This window comes from Eggerthella sp. BIOML-A1, from assembly GCF_009875595.1.
GTDB lineage: Bacteria > Actinomycetota > Coriobacteriia > Coriobacteriales > Eggerthellaceae > Eggerthella > Eggerthella lenta.
This window is the reverse complement of record NZ_WWRZ01000009.1, coordinates 201,997-215,355: the sequence shown is the minus strand read 5'-3', so window position 1 is coordinate 215,355 and position 13,359 is coordinate 201,997. Positions and strand designations below refer to the sequence as shown.

Here is a 13,359-nt window from a genome sequence, read left to right as displayed (position 1 = left end):
GAACGGCGATGCGCGGGTGCGCGATGCTTTCGGGTATGCTGGGACTCAGCTATCCAGCCGATCGAAAGGACCACCCGATGGGGCTCTTCTCCATGAGCGGTCGCAAAAAGCGCCGCACCAACCAAGGCAGCGGCTATTATCAACAGCAAGGGTTCATGGGCAAGCTCGGCGGATTTATGGGCTCGTTCAGCAGCTCGGACCGCAAGCGCTACGGCCACGGCTATCCTCAGCAGGCCGCACAGCCCTTCCCCGGCCAGGTGCAGGCCGCGCCCCAGACGCAGACGCCGCATCCCTCCTCTTCCGCAGGCTCGCTTTCCTGCCCGAAGTGCAACGCGCAGGTGCCGGCAGGCTCCAAGTTCTGCCTCGAATGCGGCGAGAAGCTGGGCGGCGGGTTCTGCGCGCAATGCGGCGCGACGCTGCCTCCCAGCGCGAAGTTCTGCCCCGAATGCGGCACGCCGCGCGGCTAGCGCGCTTCGCCACCGCGGCCGGCGACCGCAGGCTCGTCGGCCGCACGTTCGGCGCATGGCGGCTCGACGCCGTGCTGGGCCAAGGCCGCTTCGGCACGTGCTTTCGCGCCTCGCGCGCAAGCGGCGAGCCCCGCATCGCCGCCCTCAAGCTGATCAGGCCCGAGCAGGGGTCACGCGACTGCGACGCTCTCTGGAACGAGGCGAAGGCGCTGTCGCTGTGCGCGCACCCCGCCGTCCCCCGCTGGCTCGGCATCGTGCGCGAGCGCGACGGCGCACACGACCGCGGGCGCTGCTTCATGGCGCAAAGCCTCATGCCCGGAACTTCCCTCGATCGCCTGCTGTTCCGGCAACGACGATCGTTCGACCAAGCGGCGATCGCCTCCATCGGCCGCCAGGTCATCGACGCGCTCGCGCACCTGGAGGGCCGCGGCGTGGCGCACGGCGACGTGCGGCCGGCGAACCTGCTGATCGACGATGAAGGGACGGCGTCGCTCGTCGACTTCGGACTGGCCGGCTTCTTCGACCGGAACGCGGCGAGCCCGGCCGCGATCGCGACCGATCGCGCCGGGCTCCCCGACGTGCTGCTGTTCCTGCTGTACGCGAACCCCGCCGTTCCACGTCGCGGCGGAAGCGCGAAGCTCCCTTGGTTCGACGACCTCGACCTCCCGGCCGCCCAGCGCTCCCTGCTGCTCGACCTGTTCTCGGACGAACCCGCGCTGCACGGCTTCGCGTCAATCGGCAACGCCTTCGAGGAGGCGTTCGCAGCGCCGCCGACGGCCTGGCGCTAGACGCGGTACGCCCCGCCGTTCCTCACGCTGAGCGCCACCGTGGACACGTTGTGCAGCAGCGACGAGGTCTGAGGCGCGACGAGACCGCCGATGCCCGCCGCCAGCAGCGCCGAGTTGATGGCGACGACCTCCTTGAACGATGCATTCAGGCGCGCGGTCAGCCCCGCGCTCAGCGTCCGCAGCGTCACGAGCGCGCTCAGGCGCCCTCCCGTCAGCGTGATGTCAGCCACCTCTTTCGCCACGGCAGTGCCCTGCCCCATGGCGATGCCCACGTCGGCCAGCGAGAGCGCCGGAGCGTCGTTCACGCCGTCGCCCACCATCACCACCTTGCTCCCCTCCGCCTTCAGCCGCTCAACGAACGCATACTTGTCCTCGGGCAGCAGGTTGGCGCGGTACTCCGTCACGCCGGCGGCGTCCGCGATGCGCGCCGCCGTGCGCTCGCCGTCGCCCGTGAGCATGACGACGCGCTTGAACCCGAGCATCCGCAGGTCGGCTATGGCCTCGCGCACTCCGGCCTTCAGCGGGTCCTCGATGCCGATGACGCCGATCAGCTCGCCGTCCACCGCCAGGTACAGCGGCGACAGCCCCTCCGTTTCTTCGGCCACGCGGCGCTTCTGCTCCTCGGTGAGGGACACGCCCTCGTCCTCCACGACGAAATGCTCCGAGCCGATGACCACGCGCTTGCCGTCGAGCGACGACGCGATTCCATGCGCCACGAGGTACTCCACGTCGGCGTGGCGCTCGCGGTGGCGAAGGTTCTTCTCCGCGGCCGCGCGCACCACGGCGCGAGCCACCGGGTGCGGGAAATGCTCCTCCAGGCAGGCGGCAAGCCGCAGCACTTCGCGGCGGTTCCACCCGTCGAGCGCCAGCACGCAGGCCACGTTGGGCGTGGCCTCGGTCAACGTCCCGGTCTTGTCGAACACGATGGTGTCGGCCGCCGCCATGGCCTCGAAGTGCTTCGAGCCCTTCACGGTGAAACCCGCCTGCGCGCTTTGGCTCATGGCCGCCAGCACGGCAATGGAGCCAGTGAGCCTGAGGGCGCAGGAGTAGTCCACCATGAGCGCCGCCGACGTCTTCACGAGGCTGCGCGTGGCAAGCGCCACGGCGCCTGCCAGGAGGAAGTTCCAAGGCACGATGCGGTCGGCCAGCCGCTCCATGCGCGACTGGGTTTCCGATTTGAAGGATTCCGCCTGCTCCACGAGCGCCACGATGGAACGCAGCTTCGTCTCACCCGCATCCGCCGTCACGCGCACGATGATCTCGCCGTCCTCGACCGCGGTGCCCGAGAACACGTTGTCGCCCACGCCGCGCTCAACCGCCAACGGCTCACCGGTGAGGGCAGCCTGGTTCACCATGGCTGTGCCGCGCACCACCTCGCCATCGACGCACACGGGCATGCCGGTGCGCACGGCGATGCAGTCGCCCGGCTTGAGGTCCGATGCCGCCACCTGGATCTCCTGGTCGTCCTCGACGAGCTGCGCGGTTTCCGGAAGATCGAGCAGCGCGCTCACGAGCGCTCCCTCCGACCGCGAGCGCGTGTACTCCTCCAGCGTCTCGCCCATGTTCAGCAGCAGCATCGTCTCGCCCGCCGTGCGCGGGTCGCGCTTGGCGAACGACATGCCGATGGCGGCAGCGTCAAGCACGGGCACGTCGAGCCGCGCCCGCCCGAGCGAGCGAACCGCCGCCGCCAGGAAGCCGCGGTAGCGCCAGGCGGTGACGAGGGCCGCGACGGGCTTCGGCAGGAACCACCGGCGCGCGAAGTACGACCCCACGAGCACCGCGATGTCCATGAGCAGCGACTGGGTGCGCGGCGCCAGCTCTATCCCGCAGTTCGAGCGGGCTTCGGCGATGACCTCGGCGTCGATGGAGTCCAGGCGATCGAGCACCCGCTGCCGCGCGCCGTCCTCCGCGCGGTAGTGCACGGCGATGCTGCCGATGCGAGGATAGACGTTCGCGTGCTCCACCGCCGGGCACGCGCCCAGCACGCGGTAGAGCGCGTCGAGATCGCCGGCGGGCACGGGACCGACCAGCCGCACGCGCAAGCGGCCGGGGATCTCGCTCGCGATGACGTAGTCCATCGCGCTCTACTTCGCCGGCTGTTCGTCGGCCTCGACAACAGGCTCGGCAGGACGTTCCCCATCCTTGCCGGCGACGCTGATGTAGGCGGCCTCGGCCACGATGTCGTCGACCTCGGCCTTCGCCTGCTCCACGATGCTCTCGTACGTCGCTTTCGCGCGCAGACCCTGCGCGACGCCCCGCACGTAGCATTTCTTGGCGGTGCTGCTGGTCAGCGCCTTCACGCCCACCGTGCCCAACAGAAAGCCCATGCCCACCAAGAGCCCGCTCTTCTTCCTGAATCCCATCGCTTGCGCCTCTCTCTCGTTGGTTCCGCATCCGCTCGCTTCGATTCGAAGTTGCACGAATCTAACTTTTAAAGGATAATACGCTTGTCGTATAAAGTCAATCATGGTTAACTCGTATCGTCAGCATCGAAGCGAAGGAGGTCGGGCATGAAGCAGCATCGTTTCTGGGCATGGGCGAGCCTCGCCTGCATGGCACTGGCGCTGTACACGGGACGCAAACACGTCTGACGCATCCCATGGGGAATGCGGGGGTTTGCCGGGTTCCGCCCGCATTCCCCGCGCGATTCGGGTACCATGAAGGGCACCGAGAACAGCCAGCGGCAAGGAGCGCCCCATGAACATCAACAACGTGACATTCGAGCGATCGTTCGGCGTGTCGTCTCAGCTCACGCCTTCGACTATGCCCGAGATTGCGTTCGCAGGACGCTCTAACGTGGGCAAGTCGTCGTTGCTGAACAAGCTGTTCAACCGCAAAGGCCTGGCAAAGGTGTCGCAGACGCCGGGCAAGACGGCCACCATCAACTTCTTCTCGTGCGACGGCGTGCGCTTCGTCGACCTGCCGGGTTACGGCTACGCCAAGGTGTCGAAATCGGACAAGAGCCGCTGGTCGGAGCTGATCGAGGGTTACTTCAACCAGGATCGCGACCTCGCGCTGGTGGTATCGCTCGTGGATATCCGCCACGAGGCATCCGACCTCGACATGAACATGATCGGCTTCTTGCAGGAGGCCGAGTTGCCGTTCGCCGTAGTGCTGACGAAGGCCGACAAGCTCAGCCGCCAGCAGCAGATGAAGCAGAAGGCTGCACTGAAGAAGCAGCTGAAGCTGGGAACCGACGTGCCGCTGGTGGTATGCTCGTCGGAGAAGGGCATCGGCATCGACGAACTGCGCTCGCTCATCAAGAACAGCGTGCGGTAGGCGCTGCCGCAGCATGCACCCGAAAGAAAACGGCCCCGAAGGGCCGTTTTCTTTCGCTTGAGGAATCCGGGGCTACGGGCGAACGATGATCATGTCACCCTGCACCGGGCTGATGCACACCGTCTGGCCGAAGGTTGGAGCATGGATCATCTGGCCGTTGCCGATGTAGATACCGCAGTGGCCCCAACTGGTGGCGATATCGCCAGGTTGAGGATCGCTTACCTGCGACATGCCCATGAACGTGTTCGTGGTTCCCCATCGGGAGAAGCTTCCAGTCACGGCATAGCTTACCAGGCCGGAGCAATCGAACGAGCTCGGTCCTACCCCACCCCACGAATACGGCAATCCTATGCAACCGTACGCCCGGTCGACGATAGCATTGCCCGTCACAGGATTGTAGGAGGGTCCGGAAGGCTCGCTCGGAGCGGGCGACGGAGAGGGCGAAGGCGACGGAGAAGGCGAGGGATCGTTGCCCGGAGCAACATTGCCCGAAGCGTTCGCGTTCTCTTGGGCCTGACGCGCAGACGCTTCCACCACGGCTTGGGCCTGAGCTGCATCGGCGGCTGCCTGCGCAGCGCGCTCCTGCTCCAGCAGCTCGGCCGCTTCGGCGCTCAGGCTGTCGTAGGTAGCCTGCATGGCGGACATCGTGGACGCCGCCTCCTGCTTGGAGCGCAGCGCCTCATCGGCCTTCTCGGCGGCTACGCGCTGCTGCTCTGCATAGGCGGCCTGCTGCTCCTGCACTTCGGCACGCAGATCTTTCGTCTGCTGAACGAGATCGGCATCGTTCTCGTTCAAGGTGTTGAGCATATCCCAACCCGTCGAGAACTCCTGGAAGGTGGTGGCGCCCAGCAGCAGGTCGAGGAACGAGCTTCCGCCCGTGCGGTACATGCTGCGCGCACGAGATCCCAATCGGGTTTGAAGGTCGGCGATCTGGCCGTTCGCCTCGTCGATGCGCGCCTGCGCCTCGTCGCGCTTGGCCTCGGCTTCTCTCTGCGCGGCCAAGGCCTCATCGTAGACGACGGAGGTTCGGTTGAGCGTGCTCTGCATGCTGTTGAGCGATGCGAGCGCGGCCTGAGCTTCAGCCTGCTTTTCGCTGGCAGTCGGATCGGCGTACGCCAACGAAGGGATCATGAGAGTCGCCGCGAGGGCCGCAGCCACTGCTCCCGCGAACACGCCCTTGCGGGCGCGCGTTGCTTGCTGTTGCATGTGGGAACCTCCACCTGCGCTCAGATGCTCGTATACATTGCGAGCTAGTGTATCAGATCGCATGGCTCGCCTACGAAACAGCTTGGAAATCGAACAGGAACATCATACGAACCTCGGGTGAGCCGGGTGCAGCTTCGGAATCCTCGCTTATCCGCTGAAGCCCTCGTCGCGAATGCGCCCCGCGCCGTCGGCGGCCGTCGTGGCCAGCTCGTCGCAGCGCTCGTTCTCGGGATGGCCCGCATGCCCCTTCACCCACACGAACGTCACGTCGTGAGGCTCCTTGGCCGCCAGCAGACGCTTCCACAGATCGTCGTTCTTCACGGGCTGCTTCTGCGCGTTCTTCCAGCCGCGCTTGAGCCAGCCGTCAACCCAATGCTGGTTGAAGGCGTTCACCACGTACTGCGAGTCGGAGTACAGCGTGATGGAGCACGGGCGCTTGAGCACTTCGAGACCCGCCACCACGGCCATGAGCTCCATGCGGTTGTTCGTGGTGCGCTCGTAGCCCTGCGACAGCTCCTTCTCGTGGACGGCGCCCTTCGAATCGACGAAGCGCAGCACCGTGCCGTAGCCCCCCGGCCCCGGATTCCCCCGCGCCGCACCGTCGGTGTATATGTCTACATGCATGTGGAGGGCCTTTCGCGTCGGAGGGGCAAAACCGGATGGGTATCATACCACGAGAGAGCGGTCGCCATCGAATTCTACGCGTCAGCCCCAGATGAGGTCCATCATCTCCTGGCGGTCGTGGACGCCCATCTTGGCGTAGATATGGGAGACGTGGGTCTTCACGGTGCTGCCTGACAGCACGAGCTCGTCCTGGATGAAGGCGCGCGTGCGGCCCTGGGCCAGAAGCACGAACACCTCGGTCTCGCGCGGCGACAGCGCATAACGTCCCGCCAGCTCGAGACACGTGTCCGACACCGTCTGCACGAGCGGAGCAGCGACCTCGCCCGAAGCGGCATCCTTTCGACTCGGCACGAACCATACGGCGCACAGCGCAACGACCACGAAAGCGTAGGTTGCCAGCATCACGAGCAACGTGTCCACGATGGCCGCGCGTCCCAACAACAGCACCCAGGCGATGGACGCTCCCGCATAGACCACGCCGGCCACCCCCATGACGCGGTACGACGGCACGTCGAGCACGTCGAGCGCCGTTACCACGACGGTCCAGAACAAGAGGTGCGCGAACAGCTCGTCGATCTGGATGACCACGGTGAGGAACCCGAGCGACGCTCCCGTGGGGTTCGCCTGGATGGCTACGACGAACAAACCCACCAGGATGAGCAGCAGCGCAGGCTGGAATCGGATCGGCAACGCGGCATCGGCCAGGCGCGCGAGCGCGGCGTAGGCGAACACCACGACGCAGACGGCCGGAACGATCATGGCGGTGAGCCACGGCAGCGCCGTGGAGATGTTCGCGTTCGTATCGCCCCACATCCCCAGGTAGCTCACCGAGCGGATGACAGCCAGCACCACCGCCGCGATAGCCAACAGCACGAGCATGGTGCGGCGTTCGGCAGCCGACGTGCGCTCGCGCGTGCGCGGGACGGCCGGCACGCCGAACACCGTACGAGCGCGAGAGCCCTCCGAGGCGGAAGCCGCCCTCGAAGGCGCAACGGCATCCGAAACGCCCTCCCCTGCCGCGAGATCGGCACGATCGCGCGCAAGAGCGCATGCCGTTTCGAACAGAAGCGCCGTGGACACAGGCATGGCGATGGCGACGATCACCTGCACTGCGGGGCTTGCGAACGCGCTGAGCACGAGCAAAACGGGAAGCTTCAGCACCAGACTGCCCGCTATGCTGGCGACGGCGCACACGTAGCCCTGCGTGCGCGCGAGCAGCAGCATATAGCGCGCCGCCAGCCAGAAGTAACCCACGCCGGCCACGAACAGGCCGCCCACGGCCAGCGCCCCGGGATCGAAGAAGGTCTGGTGGAACGACATGCCGAAGCACGCCGTGCCGAAGGCCGACAACAGCGGCAGCACGAAGCGCAGCATGCCGTCGGCGCGCTTGAGCGCACGCGGAGCCGTCGCGAACGCCGCCGTGCATAGAAGGATACCGGCAAGGAAGAACAGGCGCGGATTCGCCCACGCATCCATGCCGGCTGTTGACGACATGAAGCCCAGCGTGTGGCCCATCAACGTGCACCAGACCAGATTGAGCCCCAGCCCGCACGAAGCGAGCACGCCCACCGGATTGATTTGCAGACCGCGGTTGCCCATGATCGGTGATTCCCCAAGCCTCCCCAACATCAGGCCGCCGCACGGCGACCGCCTCTCATTATCGCACGCCCTTCGCACGCCCGCACCCTCAAAAACGGCGCGTTCGGTCCGAACCGGCAGAATCACCCCGCTCTGCACGGGCATCGGCCAAAGTGTCCGATGCGGAAATCATCGGACGACCCGCGAATCGGATACTTGGGCGATGGCGCGCACGGCAGCCCGCATCCTACGATGGGACGGTCCGCGCGCATCGACGACGCAAGAGGAAGAAGGGAGGGACGCAAACGGCGAAGCGCGAGCGCGCATGGCGGACGACGGGAACCAAGACAAGGAAAGGGGGATGCATGAGGCTCAACAAGAAGGCCATCATCGTGGCAACCTGCGCGGCCTGCACGCTCGGCCTGGCGGCAGGATGCGCGCCGCAGCAGTCGGAGAACGCGGGCGCCGCCGCTCCGTCCGGGGACGGAGGCGCCGTCCCGCAGGAGCAGAAGCTCACGCCCGAGCAGCAGGCCGTCATCGACGGCGCCGAAGGCACCACGAACGAGGACATCGACGAGAACTACTATCCCGGCAAAGAATACCTCGACAACCTATGGGACCGCTGGGACCAGGTTGCGACCGAATACGCTCCCGAAGTGCGCACCCTGCCGAACGGGCAGATGGTGCAGCGCACGCCCACCGAGTACGAGGTGAACCCCGACGCTTGGCAGATCCAAGCCGGTTCCAACTCGTACAACACCTACTGGCTGGACGCCGACAACCGCGGCTGCGAATCGTGCCATGCCGACATGAACTCGCTGCTGAAGCACCTGCCCTACGAGCACCCGGTTGCCTGGAACGACGAGTTGGACAACAAGACCACGCTGCAGCAGTGCCTGTTCTGCCACTCCTACGCTCCGGGCTACATCGCGAAGCAGTACGAGTTCGGCACGCTCATGCACGCCGTTCACTACGGATCGCGCACGAAGAGCGACTTCGTCAACCAGTATCAGGGCGACTGCATGTCCTGCCACAACGCCACCGAGAACGGTGCGGGCCTGGAGCTGTGGGATCTCACGAAATACGATCGCCTGTGGGGCATCAACGACATCGAGAACGTGCAGGGCGACTTCAAGATCGACCAGGAGAAGACGCAGGATCAAAGCGGCGTGTTCTCGTACGACTGGATGCACGCCTACTACGACAACATGCGCCACGGCGCGGGCGTGAACGGCCTCAACCTCGAGATGCCGCAGAGCCTGTTCGACGAATGGACCATCACCGTTGACGGCAACGTGAACGCCGAGTACACGGCCACGCTGCCCGAGCTCATCAAAGAAGCCGAGGCCGACGGCGCCGTGATCACGAAGACCTCGAAGATGGTGTGCAACTGGAACCCGGTGGGAGGCGGCGGAGTCACGAACACCGAGATAACCGGCATTCCCGTGAGCTGGCTCATCGAAAAGGCGGGCGGCTACAAGAACGGCACGACGGGCGTGAAGGCGCTGCGCGCCGACGGCAGCTCCAAACGCGCCTTCCCCGTGGACAAGGTCGACTCCGACGAGGCGCTGCTGGTGTACAAGATCGGTGGCGAGTACCTCGACGCGACGCGCGGCTATCCGTGCACGAACTGGGTGGAAGGCGTGGACGCGCAGATCAACTCGAAGCAGATCGACACCTACCACGTCACCGACGAGGACATCGACTACACCGACAAGTGGGCCGGCAACCCGAACGGATGGCAGAACGAGGACGACGTTCCCATGAACAAGCCCAACGCCACCATCCTCGGCGTACCCGACGGCCTGCTCGTGCAGAACGGCCAGCCCTACGAATTCACCGGCTACGTGGACGGCTACGACGAGAAGATCGCAAGCGTCGAGTTCTCCCTTGACCGCGGAGAAACGTGGACGAAGTACGATATCGGCGACATGGATCGCAACAAGATGGTGTGGTGGAGCTTCACCTACAAGCCCGAACTGGAAGGCGCGTACTGCCTGACCGTTCGCGCCACCACCGAAAGCGGCATGACGAGCTTCGAGACCCAGACCGTCATGTTCAACGCGAAGGACAAGATGCCCAACCCCGAGGACACGACCGTGCTGGAAAGCGCATCGCTGATCCCTCCGAAGGTCGCGGCGGCATCTGACGAGAAGAGCGAGTAGGAGGACGCCATGGCTTACAACCCCAAGAAGATCGCGGGCGGCGTGGCCGGCGGCGCGCTGCTGATGTTCGGAGCAGTGGGCGGTATCGGCGCTACGGCCGGACTGCCGCAGACCGCCGACGCGGACCCGATCGCCACGACGCACGCCGTGGGAGACAACGTCGTGACCGCACAATGGTTCAACGAGGACGACGCGTCCTACGTCTCCGTGGCCAACGCCCAGGGAGCGTTCACCTTCAACCAGGAGGGCGTCACCCCCAACGACGAGCTGTTCAACGTGTTCGGAACGGCGCTGACCAGCATGTGCTCGAAGCCTGCCACCGAGCTCGTCGACGTGGAGGGCGGCGTGGCCAACTTCTACGTGAACGTGGGCGGCAACATCAAGAAGAACTTCACCATCGACGTGCGCGACCTGGCCGACGACGCCAGCCAGGAGACGATGATGGCGTGCTCGTGCGCCACCGGATCGCCCTTCGGCCAGGCGGCCGTCATGGGCGTTCCGCTGTCGGCCGTGGTGGAGATGGCCGACCTCGAGGACGGCGTGAACACCGTCACCGCCTACGGCGCGGACGGCTTCGGCCAGCCGCTGCCCTTGCGCTACGCGCTGGAGAAGAACGCGCTTCTGGTGTACCAGGTGAACGGCCAGGAGCTGGAAGCGGCCACCGGGTCGAGCCTGCAGCTGTGGATGCCCGAGACCGTGGCGCGCTACTTCACGCGCGACATCGTAAACATCGAGCTGACGCAGGAGGATGCGGAGCCCGACGTGCAGCAGGTGGACCCGTGCTACCGCAACAAGATCAACATCATGAACTACTCCGACGACTGCGTGTTCAAGGCAGGCGACGAGATCACGTTCGAAGGCGTGGCCGACGATCTGGGAAGCCCCATCGCCGCCATCGAGTTCTCATTCGACAACGGCCGCACGTGGACGTCGTGCGACACCGACGGCGCCACGGCCGACAAGTGGGTGAACTGGCAGTTCACCACGTCGTTCGAGGAAAAGGGCGACTACCGCATGACCGTGCGCGCGAAAACCGCCGACGGCATGGTGTCCCCGCTTGCGGCGACTCTGCTGTTCGAAGTGGCCTAAACCCTTCGCAGCACGCAACCTCGAGCCAACCGAAAACGCCCGTCCGCGAAATGCGGGCGGGCGTTTTCACGTTGCGTCCCGCACCGTCGCGAGCGTCCATGCGGGCGAACGGCAGCACCCAGTGCGTCAAGAGGACGAGTGCTTTGACACGTTGGAACCCTGACGTGTCAAATCCGACATAGAGCGAGGCGGAGCTGGGCGCAAAACGGGTCCCATGACAAATTCGGCGGCCGGATCGGACGTCGGCGGCGACGCAAGATTTTCACCACCTGGGATTATACGGTTTGGCGAAGCCCACCGGCACGTCGAAACTGCTTCGAGATTGTCATGGAACCCTCTTTGCGCCCAGGCCGGCAGCCAACCCAGCCCGCCGGCCGCGTCCCGAATCGTGGTGTATCAGGGCCATCGCCGGAGAATCGCCGGCACCCTTGCGAGGTGAATCTTAGCCTTCGTCCTCCTTCGGGTCAATGGCGCTCCCTATGATCTTGCGCGCCGCCTCGCGGGCGGCGAGCACCTCGGCCTCGCCGGGGGCCTCGCGCTCCTGGGCCTTCCAGGCGTGCGCGAGCGAGGGCCTGGAGATGACGCAGCGCGCCGACCACTCCTCGTCGGCCTCGATGAGCGCCGCTCCCACCAGGCGGATGAGCGACTCGCGCGAGGGGAACCCCTGCACGACGCGCGTCCTGCGCTTGATCTCGCGGTTGGCCCTCTCCTGGACGTTGTTGGTGCGGATCTTGGTGCGGTGCGTGGCCGGGAACGCCAGGTAGGCGAGCGCCGCCTCCTCGGCCTCCAAGAGCACGTTTCCGGCCGCCCTCGAGATCTTCAGCACCTCCTCGGTCGCCTCTTGGTAGCACGCCCGCACGAGGACGGGGCTCTTCTGCGCGAAGACGGCCTTCATGGCCTCGCGCGCCTTTCTCTGGTCGTCCTTCCTGTGGATGCGGCCCGCCACGTTGCGCATGAGGTGCGTGACGCAGCGCTGCCAGGCCGCTCCTTGGAACGTCTCGGCTATCGCCTTCGCGAGCCCTTCGTGGGCGTCCGAGACGACGAGGCGCACGCCGTCGACGCCGCGCGCCCTCAGGCCGGAGAGGAACGCCTTCCACCCGGCGTGGCTCTCCGTGTCCACGCAGTCCACGCCGACGAAGCGCTTGTGGCCCGTGTCGTCGAGCCCGATCGCGGTCACGACGGCCTGGGACGCCGAGCGCCCCTCCGCGCGGCACTTCACGTAGGTGGCGTCGAGCCACAGGTAGGCGAAGCGCACCCCGTCGAAGCGCTGCCTCCTGAACGCGTCCACCTCGGCGTCCAGGCACTCGCACAGGCGCGACACCTGCGACTTCGACATCGACCTCACGCCGAGCTCGCCCGCGACGGCCTCCACCTTGCGCGTCGATATCCCCATGACGTACATCTCGGCCACCGCCGCGACGAGCGCCCGGTCCACCCTGCAGTAGCGCTCGATCAGGTCCTCGGGGAAGAACGAGCCTCGGCGCAGCTTCGGAATCTTGAGGGTGACGTCGCCCGCGGCGGTCGAGAGCCCCCGCTCCCGGTAGCCGTTGCGCGAGTTGACGCGCCCCTCGTCGCGCTCCCCGTAGGGGGCGTTGCACGCCTCGTCGGCCTTCGCCGACATCGCGGCGTTCGCCAGGAGCTCGAGCATCCTGCGCCCGAAGGCCTGCAGGTCGGTGCATTCCTCGAGGATCGCGAACGCGAGCCCCTTCACTTCGGGGTCGTTGAATAGTAGAGTGTCCATAGCGGGCATCGCCTTCCTTCGAATCTGTCTTTTGTGGTGATTGACGATTCTAGACGATGTCCGTTTTTCTCGGGCAGGCTTCGCCCTCCAAAAACGGATTGATACACCAACTTTCGGGACGCTACCGCCCGCCAACCAGCCCCCTCGGATGCCGGACCACGCGACGGCCGACGCACGTTTTCGCCGCCCCGCGTGCAGCAAAAACGCCGGTTTGGCAGCCTCGATGCCCAATCCCGAAGAACACCGCGACAAAACTCCAGATGGCGCTCGGTCGCATTCCGCAAAACAACGCTCCCGAACCCGAGAAGAAGGCGTCCGAACGAGCCGGCGCTGCCAAACCGGCGTTTTTGCTGCACGCAACCCACCCACGGCTGCGCATGCGTCGAACCAGCCGCCCCTCCCCAACACTTGTCAACCGAAAG

Annotated in this window: 11 protein-coding genes; 5 read left to right on the top strand and 6 right to left on the bottom strand. The window is 65.9% G+C overall.

The window, feature by feature from the left end; translation table 11 throughout:
* Positions 1 to 92: 92 nt before the first annotated feature.
* Together GT590_RS12460 and GT590_RS12455 are read left to right on the top strand one after the other, a co-directional pair.
* Positions 93 to 467, top strand: coding sequence for a zinc-ribbon domain-containing protein (locus GT590_RS12460; RefSeq protein ID WP_227791329.1), 375 nt, complete (start codon positions 93 to 95; stop codon positions 465 to 467).
* The gene (locus GT590_RS12455; protein WP_161171137.1) at positions 446 to 1,255 is read left to right on the top strand and encodes a protein kinase; all 810 of its coding nucleotides are present in this window, start codon (positions 446 to 448) and stop codon (positions 1,253 to 1,255) included. The genes GT590_RS12460 and GT590_RS12455 overlap by 22 nt, the downstream gene beginning before the upstream one ends.
* Here the strand turns inward: GT590_RS12455 and GT590_RS12450 are convergent.
* On the bottom strand, positions 1,252 to 3,333 hold the full coding sequence (locus tag GT590_RS12450; RefSeq protein WP_139912618.1) for a heavy metal translocating P-type ATPase: 2,082 nt from the start codon (positions 3,331 to 3,333) through the stop codon (positions 1,252 to 1,254). The genes GT590_RS12455 and GT590_RS12450 overlap by 4 nt on opposite strands.
* A gap of 6 nt (positions 3,334 to 3,339) precedes the next feature.
* A complete protein-coding gene (locus GT590_RS12445; protein WP_139912617.1) occupies positions 3,340 to 3,618 on the bottom strand; it encodes a DUF6110 family protein in 279 nt (92 codons plus the stop codon).
* A 334-nt stretch (positions 3,619 to 3,952) separates the two neighbouring features.
* Here GT590_RS12445 and yihA point away from each other — a divergent pair, with 334 nt between their 5' ends.
* Positions 3,953 to 4,534 (top strand): ribosome biogenesis GTP-binding protein YihA/YsxC, encoded by a 582-nt coding sequence (yihA, locus tag GT590_RS12440; protein WP_139912616.1) that lies wholly within the window; start codon positions 3,953 to 3,955, stop codon positions 4,532 to 4,534.
* Between the two features lie 72 nt (positions 4,535 to 4,606).
* On the opposite strand, the gene GT590_RS12435 is transcribed toward yihA, so the two are convergent.
* From GT590_RS12435 to GT590_RS12425, 3 genes are all read right to left on the bottom strand, one after another.
* Entirely contained in the window at positions 4,607 to 5,740 is a 1,134-nt protein-coding gene (locus GT590_RS12435) for an NlpC/P60 family protein (protein ID WP_139912615.1), read from the bottom strand.
* 147 nt (positions 5,741 to 5,887) lie between these two features.
* Positions 5,888 to 6,364: a ribonuclease HI gene (gene rnhA, locus GT590_RS12430; protein WP_139912614.1), complete on the bottom strand. Its 477-nt coding sequence runs from the start codon at positions 6,362 to 6,364 to the stop codon at positions 5,888 to 5,890.
* A gap of 81 nt (positions 6,365 to 6,445) precedes the next feature.
* Entirely contained in the window at positions 6,446 to 7,963 is a 1,518-nt protein-coding gene (locus tag GT590_RS12425) for a helix-turn-helix transcriptional regulator (protein WP_139912613.1), read from the bottom strand.
* A 344-nt stretch (positions 7,964 to 8,307) separates the two neighbouring features.
* On the opposite strand from GT590_RS12425, the gene GT590_RS12420 reads away from it, so the two are divergent.
* Both GT590_RS12420 and GT590_RS12415 read left to right on the top strand, forming a co-directional pair.
* Positions 8,308 to 10,107 (top strand): molybdopterin-dependent oxidoreductase, encoded by a 1,800-nt coding sequence (locus GT590_RS12420; RefSeq protein ID WP_114558114.1) that lies wholly within the window; start codon positions 8,308 to 8,310, stop codon positions 10,105 to 10,107.
* 9 nt (positions 10,108 to 10,116) lie between these two features.
* Entirely contained in the window at positions 10,117 to 11,196 is a 1,080-nt protein-coding gene (locus GT590_RS12415) for a molybdopterin-dependent oxidoreductase (RefSeq protein WP_114558113.1), read from the top strand.
* A gap of 442 nt (positions 11,197 to 11,638) precedes the next feature.
* Here GT590_RS12415 and GT590_RS12410 read toward each other — a convergent pair whose 3' ends face one another.
* Complete coding sequence (locus tag GT590_RS12410; protein WP_227791449.1) at positions 11,639 to 12,937, bottom strand: IS256 family transposase; 1,299 nt, start codon at positions 12,935 to 12,937, stop codon at positions 11,639 to 11,641.
* Positions 12,938 to 13,359: the final 422 nt, after the last annotated feature.

What these genes read in the sequence shown, in the direction of transcription:
- GT590_RS12460 (WP_227791329.1), top strand. Translation starts at nt 93, where the DNA reads ATGAGCGGTCGCAAAAAGCGCCGCACCAACCAAGGCAGCGGCTATTAT.
- GT590_RS12455 (WP_161171137.1), top strand. Translation starts at nt 446, where the DNA reads ATGCGGCACGCCGCGCGGCTAGCGCGCTTCGCCACCGCGGCCGGCGAC.
- GT590_RS12450 (WP_139912618.1), bottom strand. Translation starts at nt 3,333, where the DNA reads ATGGACTACGTCATCGCGAGCGAGATCCCCGGCCGCTTGCGCGTGCGG.
- GT590_RS12445 (WP_139912617.1), bottom strand. Translation starts at nt 3,618, where the DNA reads ATGGGATTCAGGAAGAAGAGCGGGCTCTTGGTGGGCATGGGCTTTCTG.
- yihA (WP_139912616.1), top strand. Translation starts at nt 3,953, where the DNA reads ATGAACATCAACAACGTGACATTCGAGCGATCGTTCGGCGTGTCGTCT.
- GT590_RS12435 (WP_139912615.1), bottom strand. Translation starts at nt 5,740, where the DNA reads ATGCAACAGCAAGCAACGCGCGCCCGCAAGGGCGTGTTCGCGGGAGCA.
- rnhA (WP_139912614.1), bottom strand. Translation starts at nt 6,364, where the DNA reads ATGCATGTAGACATATACACCGACGGTGCGGCGCGGGGGAATCCGGGG.
- GT590_RS12425 (WP_139912613.1), bottom strand. Translation starts at nt 7,963, where the DNA reads ATGGGCAACCGCGGTCTGCAAATCAATCCGGTGGGCGTGCTCGCTTCG.
- GT590_RS12420 (WP_114558114.1), top strand. Translation starts at nt 8,308, where the DNA reads ATGAGGCTCAACAAGAAGGCCATCATCGTGGCAACCTGCGCGGCCTGC.
- GT590_RS12415 (WP_114558113.1), top strand. Translation starts at nt 10,117, where the DNA reads ATGGCTTACAACCCCAAGAAGATCGCGGGCGGCGTGGCCGGCGGCGCG.
- GT590_RS12410 (WP_227791449.1), bottom strand. Translation starts at nt 12,937, where the DNA reads ATGGACACTCTACTATTCAACGACCCCGAAGTGAAGGGGCTCGCGTTC.